Source organism: Mycobacterium sp. IDUB_5, from assembly GCF_055419565.1.
In genome coordinates, this window is the sequence record NZ_JBVAXX010000010.1 from 67,235 (window position 1) to 82,147 (window position 14,913).

Here is a 14,913-nt window from a genome sequence, read left to right on the forward strand (position 1 = left end):
ATGGATGTCCTGATCGGACAGCTGGCAACAGGATTGAGCCTCGGCTCGATCCTGTTGCTGGCCGCTCTGGGTCTGTCGCTGACGTTCGGCCAGATGGGCGTCATCAACATGGCGCACGGCGAGTTCATCATGGCCGGCTGCTACACCGCCTACGTGGTGCAGCAGGTGATCTCCAGTGCCGGTGTATCCCTGATCATTTCGCTGGTCATCGGGTTCTTCATCGGCGGTGCGATGGGCGTGGCGCTCGAGGTGGGACTGATCCAACGGATGTACGACCGGCCGCTGGACACCCTGTTGGTCACGTTCGGTGTCGGCCTGATCCTGCAGCAGGTGGCGCGCGACATCTTCGGCGCCCCCGCCGTCAACGTCGTCGCACCGGAATGGCTCTCGGGCGGCGTGGAGATCCTCGGCGCCGTGGTGCCAAAGACCCGCATCTTCATCCTGGTACTGGCCGTGGTGTGCGTCGCGGTGCTGGCCACAGTGCTCAAGGTCAGCCCCATGGGCCGGCGCATCCGCGCGGTCGTGCAGAACCGCGACCTCGCCGAGACCAGCGGCATCTCGTCCCGACGCACCGACATCACCACGTTCTTCATCGGCTCGGGCCTGGCTGCCGTGGCCGGTGTGGCGCTGACGCTCATCGGCTCCACCAGTCCGACGATCGGCCAGAGTTATCTGATCGACGCGTTCCTCGTGGTGGTGGTCGGCGGGCTCGGACAGATCAAGGGCACCGTGATCGCGGCGCTTGCGCTGGGCTTCTTGAACTCGTTCATCGAATACAACACGACCGCGTCTCTGGCCAAGGTCGTCGTGTTCGTGATCATCGTGATCTTCCTGCAGGTGCGTCCACAGGGGTTGTTCACCGTCCGGACAAGGAGTTTGGTGTGAGAACCCTCATCGGCCGCTGGCAGACGTGGGCCGGCTTCGGGATCGCCGCGCTGGTCCTGTTCGTCATCGCCCCCGCGCTGCTGTCGGACTTTCGGCTCAGCCTGCTCGGCAAGTTCCTGTGCTTCGCGATCGTCGCCGCCGGTATCGGACTGGCGTGGGGTCGCGGCGGCATGCTGGTGCTGGGCCAGGGCGTGTTCTTCGGGCTCGGCGGCTACCTGATGGCGATGCACCTCAAGATCGCCGACGCGCAGCTGCGCGGCGACGAGGTGCCCGACTTCATGCAGATCCAAGGCATCCGTGAATTGCCGTCGTACTGGCAGCCGTTCGCCTCACCCGCGGTCACGCTCGTGGCCATCGTCCTGCTTCCCACGGCGATCGCCGCCGCACTGGGCTTCGGTGTGTTCAAGCGCAGGGTCAAGGGCGCCTACTTCGCGATCCTGTCGCAGGCGCTGGCGGCTGCACTCGCCATCTTGCTGGTCGGCCAGACAGGCCTCGGCGGGTCCAACGGGCTCAACAGGTTTCGCACGTTCTTCGGGTTCACACTCAACGATCCGGTGAACCGCCGGATGCTGTACTTCATCGCCGCCGCGGTGCTGCTGCTCGTCGTCGCCGTCGTGCGCCAGCTCATGCAGAGCCGCTACGGCGAGCTGCTCGTGGCGGTGCGTGACGGCGAGGAGCGTGTGCGGTTCCTCGGTTACGACCCGGCCAACATCAAGGTGGTCGCCTACACCGTCGCCGCACTGTTCGCGAGCATCGCCGGTGCGCTGTTCGCGCCCATCGTCGGGTTCATCGCGCCGTCTCAGGTCGGCATCCTGCCCTCGATCGCGTTCCTGATCGGCGTCGCGATCGGCGGCCGCACCACATTGCTCGGCCCGGTGCTCGGGGCCATCGGCGTGGCGTGGGCGCAAACCCTGTTCTCCGAACGGTTCCCGTCGGAATGGACGTACGCCCAGGGCCTGCTGTTCATCGTCGTCGTCGGATTCTTCCCCGCGGGCCTCGCTGGCCTCGGTGTGGTGCTGCGCCGGCGGCGGAAGAAGGCCGCCGCGCCGGCCGAGGACACCGCTCCCGACGAGGAGAAAGTGGGGGTGAGTTCATGACCGAGGTCGATGCCGCGACGGCGGGCAAGGAGCCCGTCGAGGGCGGCAACGCCGGGATGGGCACGCAGTACCTCGAAGTGCGCGGCTTGACAGTCGATTTCGACGGCTTCAAGGCCGTCAGCGACGTCGACCTGACGCTGTTCCAGGGCGATCTGCGCTTCCTGATCGGGCCCAACGGCGCCGGCAAGACGACCGTGATCGACGCGATCACCGGGCTGGTGTCGGCGACCGGTTCGGTGAACAAGTCCGGGGTGGAGCTGCTCGGCAAGAAGGTGCACCAGATCGCCCGCAGCGGAGTGGGACGCACGTTCCAGACCGCGAGCGTCTTCGAACAGCTCACGGTTCTGCAGAACCTCGACATCGCCGCCGGCGCGGGGCGTTCGGCGTGGGCACTGCTGCGGCGACGCTCCGGCGTGCTGCCGATCATCGAGCAGACCCTGCACACCATCGGCCTGACCGAGCTCGCCGAGCGGCCCGCGGGTGTGCTGGCCCACGGGCAGAAGCAGTGGCTGGAGATCGGCATGCTGCTGGTGCAGAACTCCGACGTGCTGCTGCTCGACGAACCGGTGGCGGGAATGAGCACCGAGGAACGTGAAGAGACCGGAAACCTGTTGCGGCGCATCGGGGCCGAGCGCACGGTCGTCGTCGTCGAACACGACATGGACTTCATGCGGGCGTTCGCCACCTCGGTGACGGTGCTGGCGCGGGGACAGGTCATCGCCGAAGGCTCGGTGGCGGAGGTGCAGGCCGATCCCAAGGTCCAGGAGGTCTACCTCGGCACCGCTGCCGCAGGCGCGGAAGGAATCTCGTGACACTCGAACTCGTCGACGTCCGCACCGGCTACGGCCGCAGCACCGTGATCCACGGGGTGAGCCTGGAGGTGCCCTCCGATGGCGTCGCCGCCGTCATGGGGCACAACGGCGCCGGCAAGACCACGCTGCTGCGCGCGGCCGTCGGCCTGCTCAAATGCTCGGGCGGCACAGTGCGTTTCGACGGGGAGGACATCACCAAGCTGCGGCCCAGCGCCCGCGTGGCACGGGGATTGGCCTATGTGCCACAGGGGCAGCAGTCGTTCGGTCAGCTGACCACTGCGGAGAATCTTCAGGTGGTGGCCGACGGGCGCAAGAACGGCAAGGCGCTGATCGACGAGCAACTCGACCTGTTTCCTGCGCTCAAGGAGCTGCTGACCCGGCGCGCGGGCCTGCTCTCCGGCGGCCAGCGTCAACAGCTCGCGATCGCCCGCGCGCTGATCACGTCGCCGAAGTGCCTGATCCTCGACGAGCCCACCGAGGGCATCCAGCCGTCGGTGGTCGCCGAGATCGAGGCGGCCATCACCGCACTGACCGCGCGCGGGGATCTGGGCGTGCTGCTGGTCGAGCAGCACATCGGGTTCGCGCTCGAATCCTCTCAGCGCTACTACATCATCGAGGCCGGCCGGATCACCTCGAGCGGCACGGGCGGCTCGGCCTCCGAAGCCGACGTGCGCGCCGCAATGGCCATCTGACTTCTCCCTCGAGCGGGGAGAGTCAGGCCAGTTGCGACAGCACGTGGGCGACCACGTCCTCGACGGCGACGTCGACCTGCTCGCCCGTCGTCAACGCCTTCACCCCGACCGTGCCCGCCTCCAGGTCGCGGTCCCCCGCGACCAGCGCGATCGAGGCGCCCGACCGGTCAGCACCCTTCATCGCGCCCTTGAGGCTGCGATCCCCGTAAGCCACGTCGACCCGCACGCCCGCGGCACGCAGCTGCGCCGCCAGCACCGCGAGCCGCACCTTGGCGTCGACACCCATCGGCACCGCGTACACGTCGACACGCGCGGTCTCGCCGGCCGTCTTGCCCTCGGCACGCAACGCCAGCAGTGTGCGGTCCACACCCAACCCGAAGCCGATGCCCGACAGGTCACGGCCACCCAGCTGGCCCATCAACCCGTCGTAGCGGCCGCCGCCGCCGATCCCGGACTGCGCACCCAGGCCGTCGTGGACGAACTCGAACGTCGTCTTCGTGTAGTAATCCAGCCCGCGCACCATCCGCGGATTGATCACGTACGGCACCCCCAGCGCGTCCAGGTGCGCCAGCACCGTGTCGAAATGCGCCTTGGCCACCTCGGAGAGGTGATCGAGCATCAACGGCGCGTCGGCAGTCATCTCCTTGACGTGCGGGCGCTTGTCGTCGAGCACACGCAACGGGTTGATCTCCGCCCGGCGGCGCGTCTCCTCGTCGAGGTCCAGGCCGAACAGGAACTGCTGCAACAACTCTCGATACTGCGGTCGACAGGTGTCGTCACCGAGAGAGGTGATCTCGAGCCGGAAGCCGTCGAGCCCCAGCGAACGGAACCCCGCGTCGGCCACCGCGATCACCTCTGCGTCGAGCGCCGGATCGTCGACGCCGATCGCCTCCACCCCGACCTGCTGCAGCTGCCGGTAGCGGCCGGCCTGCGGCCGCTCGTACCGGAAGAACGGGCCCGAGTAGCACAGCTTCACCGGCAGCTGGCCCCGGTCGAGGCCGTGCTCGATCACCGCGCGCATGACGCCCGCCGTCCCCTCAGGACGCAGCGTCACCGAGCGCTCCCCGCGGTCGGCGAAGGTGTACATCTCTTTGGAGACGACGTCGGTGGACTCCCCCACGCCGCGGGCGAACAACGCCGTGTCCTCGAAGATCGGCAACTCGATGTCGCCGTACCCGGCGCGGCGAGCGGCACCGAGCAGCGCGGCGCGCACCGCGACGAACTCCGCGGAATCGGGTGGGAAGTAATCGGGGACGCCCTTGGGCGCCTTGAAATCGGTCACGTCGTCAAACCTTCGAGGAACGGGTTGGTGCGGCGCTCGGCGCCGATGGTGCTGCGCTCGCCGTGCCCTGGTAATACCAGCGTGTCGTCGTCGAGCACCAACAGTTTTGTCACGATCGAGGTCAGCAGATCACGACCGCTGCCACCGGGCAGATCGGTGCGGCCCACCGACTGTTTGAACAGGGTGTCGCCGGTGAAGGCCAGCTCACTGTGCGACGGGTCCTCGACGCGGAAGACCACCGAACCCTGGGTGTGGCCCGGGGTGTGGTCGACGACCACTGTGATTCCGCCGAGGTCGAGCTTGTCGCCGTCACGGTCGAGTTCGACGACCTGGCGCGGCTCGCGGAACAGCGGCGCGACCGCGAGTGACGCCAGCCCGACGACGAAGCCCTGCCCGAGCGCCTTCACGGGGTCTTTCAGCATGTACCGGTCGGCCGGGTGGATGTAGGTGGGGCAGCCGTAGGTGTCGGCGACCTTCTGCGCCGACCACATGTGGTCGATGTGCCCGTGGGTGAGGAGCACCGCCGCCGGAGTGAGGCGGTTCTCGTCGAGGATGCGCTGCAACGGCCCCATCGCGCGTTGGCCGGGGTCGACGACGATCGCATCGGCGTCCTGTTTGGGCGCCAGCACGTAGCAGTTGCACGCCAGGACCCCGGCGGGGAATCCGGTGATCAACACGCCGTCCAGCTTCCCATGCCGAGCCCGACGCGCAGTTCACGAGGGGTCACAGGAGCTGTCTCAGCTCGTCCTGGCACACTCGGTGCCGACCTGATCGACCCCGAGGAGGACCCGGCCCGTGCCGACGAACGAACAACGGCGAGCCGCCGCCAAGCGCAAGCTCGAGCGCCAACTCGAACGGCGTGCCGAGCGGGACCGCAAACGCCGCCTGTACACGATCATCGGGTCGGCCGCAGCGGCGGTCGTCGTGATCGCCGCCGTCGTGGCGACCATCGTGCTGACCAACCGCGACAGCGGCACCCCGACCGCCGCCCCGGCCAGCACGTCGACCTCTGAGGCGGCCTCGCCGCTCGACGCCCCGGAGCCGGGCAAGCCGGGCGCGCTGCCCCCGTTCGCCGCGCCCGAGGGACTGGGCAGCAACTGCCAGTACCCGAAGTCCCCCGAGCCCGCGAGCAAGCCCGTCGAGGCGCCCCGCTCGGGCAAGGTGCCGACGGACCCCGCCCAGGTCAGCGCCAGCATGGAGACCAACCAGGGCAACCTCGGCCTGCAGCTCGACAACGCGAAGTCGCCGTGCACGGTGAACAGCTTCGCCAGCCTGGCCAACAAGGGCTTCTTCGACAACACCCCCTGCCACCGGCTGACCACCAGCGAGGGTCTGGCTGTGCTGCAGTGCGGCGATCCGACCGGCCAGGGCACCGGCGGGCCGGGCTACCAGTTCGCCAACGAGTATCCGACCGACCAGTACCAGCCTGACGATCCGAAGCTGCAGCAGCCGGTGATCTACCCGCGCGGCACGCTCGCGATGGCCAACGCCGGACCGGGCACCAACGGCAGCCAGTTCTTCCTGGTCTACAAGGATTCGACGCTGCCGCCGAACTACACCGTGTTCGGCACCATCGACCAGACCGGTCTGGCGACGCTGGACAAGATCGCCGCGGCCGGCACCAAAGAGGGCGGCGAGGACGGCGCACCCAAGCTCGACGTCACGATCAAGAAGCTCCAGCTGGACTGAGACTCAGGCAGCTGAGGTGACGCGGTAGACGTCGTAGACGCCCTCCACGTTGCGGACCACATTGAGCACGTGGCCCAGATGCTTGGGGTCACCCATCTCGAAGGTGAACCGGCTGATCGCTACCCGGTCGTTGGACGTCGTCACCGACGCCGAGAGGATGTTCACCTTCTCGTCGGCGAGCACCCGCGTGACGTCGGACAGCAGCCGGTGCCGATCGAGCGCCTCGACCTGGATGGCGACCAGGAACACCGACGACGGCGACGGCGCCCACTGCACGTCGATGATCCGTTCGGACTGCTGCTCCAGCGACGAGGCGTTCGTGCAGTCGGTGCGGTGCACGCTCACCCCGCCGCCACGGGTGACGAACCCCATGATGATGTCGCCCGGCACCGGCGTGCAGCACTTGGCGAGCTTGCACAACACCCCGGGCGCGCCCGGAACCGCCACGCCGACGTCGTCGCTGGTGCGCTGCCGCACCGGCATGGTCGCCGGTGTCGAGCGCTCGGCCAGCTCGTCGGCCGCCTCGTCGTCGCCGCCGATCTGGGCGACCAACCGCTGCACGACGTGGCGGGCCGACACGTGGCCCTCACCGACCGCGGTGTAGAGCGCGGAGACGTCGAGGTAGCGCAGCTCACGAGCAAGCGCCGCCATGGTCTCGGCATTCATCAAGCGCTGCAACGGAAGTCCGCCGCGGCGCACCTCGCGCGCGATCGCGTCCTTGCCTGATTCCAGCGCCTCTTCACGACGCTCCTTGGCGAACCACTGCCGGATCTTGGCCTTGGCGCGCGGCGACACGACGAACGTCTGCCAGTCCCGCGACGGCCCGGCGTTGGCAGCCTTGGACGTGAAGACCTCGACCACTTCCCCGTTCTCGAGCTTGCGCTCCAGCGCAACGAGCCGACCGTTGACCCGGGCACCGATGCAGCGGTGCCCCACCTCGGTGTGCACGGCGTAGGCGAAGTCGACGGGCGTGGACCCGGTGGGCAGCGTGATGACGTCGCCCTTCGGGGTGAACACGAAGATCTCCTGCACCGCGAGGTCGTAACGCAGCGACTCCAGGAACTCGCCGGGGTCGGCGGCTTCCCGCTGCCAGTCGAGCAGCTGCCGCATCCACGCCATGTCGTCGAGCTCGGTGGCGGTGTGGCTGGGCGGAACTCCGTTGCGCCCCTTGGCTTCCTTGTAGCGCCAGTGCGCGGCGATGCCGTACTCGGCGGTCTTGTGCATGTCGGTGGTGCGGATCTGCACCTCCAGCGGCTTGCCCTCCGGACCGACGACCGTGGTGTGCAACGACTGGTACACCCCGAAGCGAGGCTGGGCGATGTAATCCTTGAACCGGCCCGCGATCGGCTGCCACAGCGAGTGCACCACACCGACGGCGGCGTAGCAGTCGCGCAGCTCGTCGCACAGAATCCGCACGCCGACCAGGTCGTGGATGTCGTCGAAGTCGCGACCCTTGACGATCATCTTCTGATAGATCGACCAGTAGTGCTTGGGCCTGCCCTCGACGACGGCGTTGATCTTCGACGCGTTCAGCGTGTTGGTGATCTCGGCACGCACCTTGGCCAGGTAGGTGTCGCGCGACGGCGCCCGATCGGCGACCAGCCGCACGATCTCCTCGTACTTCTTGGGGTGCAGGATCGCGAACGACAGGTCCTCGAGCTCCCACTTTACCGTCGCCATACCGAGCCGATGAGCAAGGGGCGCAATGACTTCCAGTGTTTCGCGAGCCTTGCGGGCCTGCTTCTCGGGCGGCAGGAAGCGCATCGTGCGCATGTTGTGCAGCCGGTCGGCGACCTTGATCACCAGCACGCGAGGATCGCGCGCCATCGCGATGATCATCTTGCGGATCGTCTCGCCCTCGGCCGCGGTGCCCAGCGCCACCTTGTCCAGCTTGGTCACGCCGTCGACGAGGTGGCCGACCTCCGGACCGAACTCGGCGGTCAACGCCTCCAGGGTGTAGCCGGTGTCCTCGACGGTGTCATGCAGCAGCGCCGCGATCAACGTGGTGGTGTCCATGCCGAGCTCGGCCAGGATGTTGGCCACCGCCAGCGGATGGGTGATGTAGGGGTCACCCGACTTGCGCAGCTGGTCGGCGTGCCGCTGCTCGGCGACCTCGTAGGCCTTCTGCAACAGGGTCAGGTCGGCTTTGGGGTAGATCTCCCGGTGCACCGACACCAGCGGTTCCAGCACCGGGTTGACGGCGCTGCGCTGGGAGGTCATCCGGCGGGCGAGGCGGGCCCGCACCCGCCGCGACGCGCTGGTCGCCTTGGCCGCTTCGGTCCGGGGCAGCTCCATCGGCTGGGTCTCGGGCCCGGCCGGTGGAGGCGGGGGCGTCTGCACGGCCTGGTTCGCGCGCGGATCTGCCTGGATCTCGTTGGCCATGCTCACCTCCGCTTATTGCTGCTCTTCGCAGGATATCCGGTCACACGGTGTGCAAGGCCGTGACCGGCAAGGGTTCGAGCACCGACCGGCCGCCCAAGGCCGACAGTTCGAGCATCACGATGGCGCCGCTGACCGTTGCCCCCGCTGCGGTGAGTAACTGATGGGTGGCCGCCAGTGTTCCCCCGGTCGCCAGCACGTCGTCGATCACCACGATGGTGCGGCCGGCCAACTCGACGCCGTCGGCGGGCACCTCCAGCGTGGCGGTGCCGTATTCGAGGGTGTAGGTCTCACTGATCACCGGCGGCGGCAGCTTGCCGCCCTTGCGGACCGCGAGCACGCCGATGCCGAGCGAGATCGCCACGGCGCCGCCGAGCAGGAATCCGCGGGCGTCGACTCCGGCCACGAGGTCGGCGCCGCGGGCGATGTCGGCCATCGCGGCGCTCACCTCGGCCAGACCCCTGGCATCGGCCAGCACCGGCGTCAGATCCTTGAACAGCACACCCGGCTCGGGAAAGTCGGGCACCTCGCGCAGCAGCGAGGAGATCACCTGGCCGACGTCACGCGTCTGACTCACTGGCTCAGCTTCCATCGGTCCATGTTCCATCCCGCGCCCCAGCGCGTCGGATTGGCGCTCACCGCGTACATCTTCGTCGACGCGAGCAGCGTGCGCTGCTGACGGTACAGCGGCAGGGTTGGCATGTCGCCCCACAGGATCGGACCGGCCTCGGCGAGCAACCGGGCGATCTCCTTGGGGTCCGAGGTCACCGCCAACGTCGAGATGATGCCGTCGATGCGTTCGTTGGCATACCGAGGGAGATTGTTGCCGTCCCCGCTGTGCAGGGTATAGGCGTCCATCGCCGAGGAGCCTGTCGATCCGCTGCCCGTTGCCCCGCCGGTGCTGGCGATCAACACGTCGATGCTGTTGTCGCGCAAAGACTGTGGGCCCACGTTCTCCCCCGCGGCGTCCTGCACCGTGATGCCCGCAGGCGCGCACGCTTTCGCCATCGCGCCGACGGCGGCGGCTAGCCGGGCGTTGGGCGACTGGTACCCGATGCGCACCGTCAGCGGCTGGTTGCCCAGCGAGGCGCGCGCGGCGTCGGGGTTGGCGACCGCGAAGTCGTTGACCTGGGGCGTGGCTTCCGCACCGGAGTAGGCGTCCTCGGCCGCGGCGTTGAGCCGCGAGTTGGCCGGCGGCACCGACGCATTGCGGGCGATGACGTCGCGCGGCGTGCACTGGGCGACGGCGCGGCGCGCAGGCACCGCGGCCAGAGGCCCCTGCGGGGCGAAGATCAGCTGCTCGACGCCCGCCGATGCCGAATCGGAACGGGTGTAGTCGTCGGGCAGGTTCAGGCTGCCCGCCGACCCGGCCGCGATGTCGACGACGTCGAAGGCGCCCTCGTTGACTCGGTCCTGCAGATCCGAGCGGCGCGGCCACACAGTGACCTTGACGGTGACGGGCTTGGTGCCCCACCACTTGTCGTTGGCCACCAGCACCACCGCGCCATCGCCGGTGACGGAGTCGATGCGGTACGGCCCCGACGACGGGAATCGCTTGAGGTCCAGATCCGGGGTCAGGTTCCAGGTCGTGTTCCACGCCTGGGCGATCCGCTCGACCGCGGGTCCGTCGCTGCCGAGCAGGGCCTTGGTCACGCCGCCGTCGCCGAGCCCGAGTTCGTCGGCGATGACGTGCGAGGGCATCATCGACGTCGCCGCGAACAGCTGCCCGTAGTCGGTGAACGCCCGATCCTGGGCGAAGCTGACACGGGCCTTCTTCTGGCCCGGAGTGCAGTCGATGGTCGCGATGTCGGTGTAGCCGGCCCTGCTGGCGGCATCGAAGGTCGGGAAGCGGCCCGACTGCGCCGCCCACGCCAGCACCATGTCGTCGCAGGTGATCGGCTTGCCGTCGGAGTAGACGGCCGCCGGCGTGATCTCGTAGTCCAGGACCAGCGGGCTGCGCCCCACGACCGCGATGGTGCCGAAGTCGTGGTCGCCGACGATCTGGCCGTCGGGACCGTGGTAGTTGAACCCGGTCAGCACCCGCGCGAACGCCTGCGAGCCGCCTGAGGCGGCGCCGGCCACGGTGTTGGTGTTGTACGTCGAGAGCGTGCCGTCGATCGCGTAGTCGATCGCGTCCGCGGCGCCCGACGAGCACGCCGAGAGACCGAACGTCCCCACCACGGCGAAGACCGCCGCTATGACACTGACACGGCACGCACGGGTGCGGTGGGCCATCGGACCTACCGCTCCCTAGCGCTTTCCGGTGCTTCGCTTACCCGACGGCCGGCCCGTCCGGCTCGAGGTCGGCCGGATCGGTCGAGCCCCAGGGGCGGGCTTGTCCGGCGGCGGTCCGGCCGGCGTGGTGACGACCCGCGCGGGCTCGGGTTCCGATGCCGCTGGTGCGTCGGCCTCGTCGTCGAACACCCCGTCCCCGGCACCAGCCTTGGCAGCGACGGTCTTGCGGCGGTTGAGCACCCGGCGCGTGTGCTTGCTGACGAGGTCGGTGCGCTCACGCAGGCTGACCAGCAGGGGCGTGGCGAAGAAGATCGACGAGTAGGTACCCACGATCACGCCGACGAGCTGGACCAGCGCCAGGTCCATCAGCGTGCCGACGCCCAGCAGCCACACCGCGATCACCATCAGCGCGATGATCGGCAGCACCGAGATCAAGCTCGTGTTGATCGATCGCATGAACGTCTGGTTGACGGCGAGGTTCGCCTGTTCGGCAAACGTCCGGCGGGTGGTGTGTTCGAAGCCCTCGGTGTTCTCCTCGACCTTGTCGAACACGATGACCGTGTCGTAGAGCGAGAAGCCGAGGATGGTCAGCAGACCGATCACGGTGGCAGGCGTGACCTCGAACCCGACGAGCGCGTACACCCCTGCCGTGACCACGAGGTCGAACACCAGCGTCAGCAACGCGGCGACGGCCATGTATCTCTCGTAGCGCACAGTGATGTAGATGGCCGCCAACACCAGGAACACCACGAGCGCGATCAGAGCCTTCTGCGTGATCTGACCGCCCCACGTCTCCGACACCGCCGAGTCGCTGATCACCTGCTTGCTCGGCTGGCCGTCGGCACCCTTGGGCTGGAATTCGTCGAAGAGTGCAGTGCGCAGTGCCTCGGTCTCGTCATTGCTCAGCGTTTCCGAGCGGATCTGGAACGTCGCCGACCCACCGCTACCGACGACGACCACCGACTCCGGCGGCTTGCCGATGGCGTTGTTGAACACCGTCTCGACTTGCGCTGAGGTGGCCTGCCCCTCTCCGCGCGGGAACGACACCTTGGTGCCGCCCTCGAAGTCGATGCCGAAAGTGAAGCCGCGCAACACGATCGCGCCGAGGGCGATCGCGACGATGATCCCGCTGACCGCGTACCACAGCTTGCGGCGCCCGATGACCTCGAAAGCGCCGGTGCCGGTGTAGAGGCGGACGAAGAAGCCGTGCTTGGGCGCGTCGGCGCCACTGGCTTCGAGGTCGGGCGCCTCCACCGCGGTCGACTCGACGGCGCCGTCGCGCCGATGTGAACTACTGCGTGCCATGCGTTATCCCCGTCCCGCCGCGTGTGCGGCCGCTCGGCGTTCGCGCGCGATCTGCTGGACGGCGCCGAGGCCGTTCAGCGACGGCTTGGCCATGGTCGGTGACTTGGACGCGAAGTACAGCAGCGGCCAGGTCACCAGGAACACGACGACCACGTCGAGGATGGTGGTCAGGCCCAGCGTGAACGCGAAGCCCTTCACCTGGCCGACCGCGAGGAAGTACAGCACCGCCGCGGCCAGGAACGTCACCGCGTTGCCCGACATGATCGTCTTGCGGGCACGCGTCCAGCCTCGTGGCACCGCCGACCGGAACGATCTGCCCTCGCGGATCTCGTCCTTGATGCGTTCGAAGAACACCACGAACGAGTCGGCCGTGGTGCCGATACCGATGATCAGACCGGCGATACCCGCCAGGTCGAGCGTGTAGTTGATGTAGCGCCCGAGCAGCACCAGGATCGCGAACACCATCGCGCCCGAGGCCACCAGTGACAGCGCCACCAGCAGGCCGAGCACCCGGTAGTAGAGCAGCGAGTACAGCAGCACCGCCACCAGCCCCACCGCGCCGGCGATCAGACCGGCGCGCAGCGACGACAAGCCCAGCGTGGCCGATACCGTTTCCGCCTCCGAGGACTCGAACGACAGCGGCAGCGAGCCGTACTTCAGCACGTTGGCGAGTTCGCGTGCCGAGTCGGCGGTGAACTGGCCGGTGATCTGGGTGCGTCCGCCGGGGATCGCCTCGTTGATGACGGGCGCGCTGACGACCTTGGAGTCCAGCACGAACGCCGTCTGCGTACCGACGTTGGCCGCGGTGAAGTCCGCCCACGTCTTGGCGGCATCGCTCTTGAACTCGACGTCGACGACGTACTCGCCGCGCTGCTGGTCCAAGCCGGAGGTGGCGTTGGCGATGCCCTCACCGCTGATGATCGACTTGTCCAGCAGGTAGACCTCTTTGCCGTCCTGCGAGCAGGTCACCAGCGGCAGGTTCGGGTCGTCGTTGCCGGCCAGCACGTCGTCGTCACCGCAGCGGGTGGCCTGGAACTGCAGGGCGAGGATCTGGATGGCCTGCTCGGAACTCTGCCGCAGCCGCTTCTCGTCCTGGATGCGCTGCGCCAGCGGCACGTTCTTGCCACCCGGCGCGGGCGGTGCCCCCGGTGCGGGCGACGTCGTCGGCCCCGGAGGTGCCGGATTCGGCGCGGGAGCCGGGCTCGGGCTGGGCGCGGGCTGCTGCGGGAACGGACGCGGCTGAGGTGCCGGCGCGGGCGCCTGCGGCTCCAACGGCGGCAGCCCGGGGATGTCGGCGTCGGGGCCACCGGGAGGCCCGCCTGCACCTGGCGGCAGGCCGGGCACGGCCGCACCCGGCGGCAGACCCGGAACAGCGCCGGGGGGCGCACCCGGTGCGCCGGCAGGAGCACCGCCCGGCCCCGCCTGCTCGGGCGGCCCCTGACCGGCGGCCGGGATCGCGTGGATCACGGGACGGATGTAGAGCCGTGCCGTCTGGCCCAGATTGCGCGCTTCGCTGGTGTCGTTACCCGGAACGGTGATCACGAGGTTCTGGCCGTCGATGATCACCTCGGACCCGGACACGCCCAGACCGTCGACGCGGGCACTGATGATCTGCTGCGCCTGGTTGAGCGCATCACGTGAGGGCGGTGAGCCGTCCGGGGTGCGGGCGGTCAGCGTCACGCGGGTGCCGCCCTGCAGGTCGATACCGAGCTTGGGCTCGGCCTTCTTGTCACCGGTGAGGAACACCAACAGGTAGGCACCGATCAGCAATGCCAGGAACAGGGCCAGGTAGCGGGCAGCATGCACCGGCGTCGAAGACGATGCCACGTCTCTACAGTCTCCTCGGGGTCAGGTCGTCAGGTACCGCGACGGCGCGGTGACCCGCAAAGGGTACGTGCCGCGGCTGATACGTCAGCTGTCAGTCTTCGTGTTGGGCCGGTCGCTCAGCTCGGTCGCCCCGGAGGCCGGCTCGACCGGGAAGTCCTCGTCGTCGTCCTCGAGCTCGTCGGCGTCCTCGGTGACGCGGTCGCGCACGGCGAGCTTCATCCAGGTGGTCACCACGCCCGGCGCGATCTCCAGGTCCACTTCGTCGTCGGAGATACCGGTGATCCGCCCGCGCAGGCCTGAGGTGGTGTGCACCTCGTCGCCGACGGTCAGCGAGTTGTGCAGGTCGATCGTGGCCTGCATGGCCTTCTTCTGACGCCGCGACGCGAAGTACATGAAGGCGCCCATGATGATGAGCAGGGGCAGGAAGACGAACAGGTCCATGGCAGCAGTGTCTCTTCTGTTTCGTTGCGGTCTGTTTCTCGGCGGCCCCTCCGAACCCGTCGGAGGGCCGCATTCATGAAGGAATTCGTTGACCAGTGTGCCATTGCGGCCGCCACGCCCGCCTTCCCCCGCCGAACGGCGGCTCGGACCGACGGATTTCGTCGTCGCGATCGACCTCTGCCACCGAACCCGGCGTATCGACCCCTGGTTCTCGACGGATCGGTAGGGGGACCGACTAGGCTCGGAAGGTCAGCGGCCCATCGTCACAG

13 protein-coding genes are annotated in these 14,913 nt (G+C 68.5%); 5 read left to right on the top strand and 8 right to left on the bottom strand.

Annotated features, from left to right (window positions below; genetic code table 11):
- Genes urtB through urtE form a run of 4 tightly spaced genes read left to right on the top strand, consistent with a single transcriptional unit; the run spans position 1 to position 3,486 of the window.
- Positions 1-885 carry an urea ABC transporter permease subunit UrtB gene (gene urtB / locus ACZY1G_RS27385; protein ID WP_463816585.1) on the top strand — a complete coding sequence of 295 codons (885 nt, stop codon included), beginning with the start codon at positions 1-3 and terminating at the stop codon, positions 883-885.
- Positions 882-1,982 (top strand): urea ABC transporter permease subunit UrtC, encoded by a 1,101-nt coding sequence (gene urtC / locus ACZY1G_RS27390; protein WP_463816586.1) that lies wholly within the window; start codon positions 882-884, stop codon positions 1,980-1,982. Before urtB ends, urtC begins: the two co-directional genes overlap by 4 nt.
- Positions 1,979-2,794, top strand: a complete 816-nt coding sequence (gene urtD, locus ACZY1G_RS27395) for an urea ABC transporter ATP-binding protein UrtD (protein ID WP_463824117.1) — start codon at positions 1,979-1,981, stop codon at positions 2,792-2,794. Before urtC ends, urtD begins: the two co-directional genes overlap by 4 nt.
- Positions 2,791-3,486, top strand: coding sequence for an urea ABC transporter ATP-binding subunit UrtE (gene urtE, locus ACZY1G_RS27400; protein WP_463816588.1), 696 nt, complete (start codon positions 2,791-2,793; stop codon positions 3,484-3,486). Before urtD ends, urtE begins: the two co-directional genes overlap by 4 nt.
- A gap of 22 nt (positions 3,487-3,508) precedes the next feature.
- Here the strand turns inward: urtE and hisS are convergent, their stop codons facing one another.
- Together hisS and ACZY1G_RS27410 are read right to left on the bottom strand one after the other, a co-directional pair.
- The gene (hisS, locus tag ACZY1G_RS27405) at positions 3,509-4,768 is read right to left on the bottom strand and encodes a histidine--tRNA ligase (protein WP_463816590.1); all 1,260 of its coding nucleotides are present in this window, start codon (positions 4,766-4,768) and stop codon (positions 3,509-3,511) included.
- On the bottom strand, positions 4,765-5,445 hold the full coding sequence (locus ACZY1G_RS27410) for an MBL fold metallo-hydrolase (protein WP_463824119.1): 681 nt from the start codon (positions 5,443-5,445) through the stop codon (positions 4,765-4,767). The genes hisS and ACZY1G_RS27410 overlap by 4 nt, the downstream gene beginning before the upstream one ends.
- A 118-nt stretch (positions 5,446-5,563) precedes the next feature.
- Between ACZY1G_RS27410 and ACZY1G_RS27415 the strand changes: the two genes are divergently transcribed.
- Complete coding sequence (locus ACZY1G_RS27415; protein ID WP_463816592.1) at positions 5,564-6,457, top strand: peptidylprolyl isomerase; 894 nt, start codon at positions 5,564-5,566, stop codon at positions 6,455-6,457.
- A gap of 3 nt (positions 6,458-6,460) precedes the next feature.
- Here the strand turns inward: ACZY1G_RS27415 and ACZY1G_RS27420 are convergent, their stop codons facing one another.
- The 6 genes from ACZY1G_RS27420 to yajC all read right to left on the bottom strand — a co-directional run bounded on the left by ACZY1G_RS27420 (position 6,461) and on the right by yajC (position 14,644).
- Entirely contained in the window at positions 6,461-8,839 is a 2,379-nt protein-coding gene (locus ACZY1G_RS27420) for a RelA/SpoT family protein (protein ID WP_463816593.1), read from the bottom strand.
- Positions 8,840-8,879: 40 nt separating this feature from the next.
- On the bottom strand, positions 8,880-9,428 hold the full coding sequence (locus ACZY1G_RS27425) for an adenine phosphoribosyltransferase (protein WP_463824120.1): 549 nt from the start codon (positions 9,426-9,428) through the stop codon (positions 8,880-8,882).
- Positions 9,410-11,071, bottom strand: coding sequence for an ABC transporter substrate-binding protein (locus ACZY1G_RS27430; protein WP_463816595.1), 1,662 nt, complete (start codon positions 11,069-11,071; stop codon positions 9,410-9,412). The genes ACZY1G_RS27425 and ACZY1G_RS27430 overlap by 19 nt, the downstream gene beginning before the upstream one ends.
- 15 nt (positions 11,072-11,086) lie before the next feature.
- Positions 11,087-12,376: a protein translocase subunit SecF gene (gene secF, locus ACZY1G_RS27435; protein ID WP_463816596.1), complete on the bottom strand. Its 1,290-nt coding sequence runs from the start codon at positions 12,374-12,376 to the stop codon at positions 11,087-11,089.
- 3 nt (positions 12,377-12,379) lie between these two features.
- Entirely contained in the window at positions 12,380-14,203 is a 1,824-nt protein-coding gene (gene secD / locus ACZY1G_RS27440; protein WP_463824121.1) for a protein translocase subunit SecD, read from the bottom strand.
- 84 nt (positions 14,204-14,287) lie between these two features.
- Positions 14,288-14,644 (bottom strand): preprotein translocase subunit YajC, encoded by a 357-nt coding sequence (gene yajC / locus ACZY1G_RS27445; protein ID WP_463816599.1) that lies wholly within the window; start codon positions 14,642-14,644, stop codon positions 14,288-14,290.
- Between the last annotated feature and the right edge of the window lie 269 nt (positions 14,645-14,913).

Excerpts from the sequence above, each read along its gene's own strand:
- ACZY1G_RS27425 (WP_463824120.1), bottom strand. The coding sequence starts at position 9,428 with ATGGAAGCTGAGCCAGTGAGTCAGACGCGTGACGTCGGCCAGGTGATC.
- secF (WP_463816596.1), bottom strand. The coding sequence starts at position 12,376 with ATGGCACGCAGTAGTTCACATCGGCGCGACGGCGCCGTCGAGTCGACC.
- ACZY1G_RS27430 (WP_463816595.1), bottom strand. The coding sequence starts at position 11,071 with ATGGCCCACCGCACCCGTGCGTGCCGTGTCAGTGTCATAGCGGCGGTC.
- urtB (WP_463816585.1), top strand. The coding sequence starts at position 1 with ATGGATGTCCTGATCGGACAGCTGGCAACAGGATTGAGCCTCGGCTCG.
- urtD (WP_463824117.1), top strand. The coding sequence starts at position 1,979 with ATGACCGAGGTCGATGCCGCGACGGCGGGCAAGGAGCCCGTCGAGGGC.
- yajC (WP_463816599.1), bottom strand. The coding sequence starts at position 14,644 with ATGGACCTGTTCGTCTTCCTGCCCCTGCTCATCATCATGGGCGCCTTC.
- ACZY1G_RS27420 (WP_463816593.1), bottom strand. The coding sequence starts at position 8,839 with ATGGCCAACGAGATCCAGGCAGATCCGCGCGCGAACCAGGCCGTGCAG.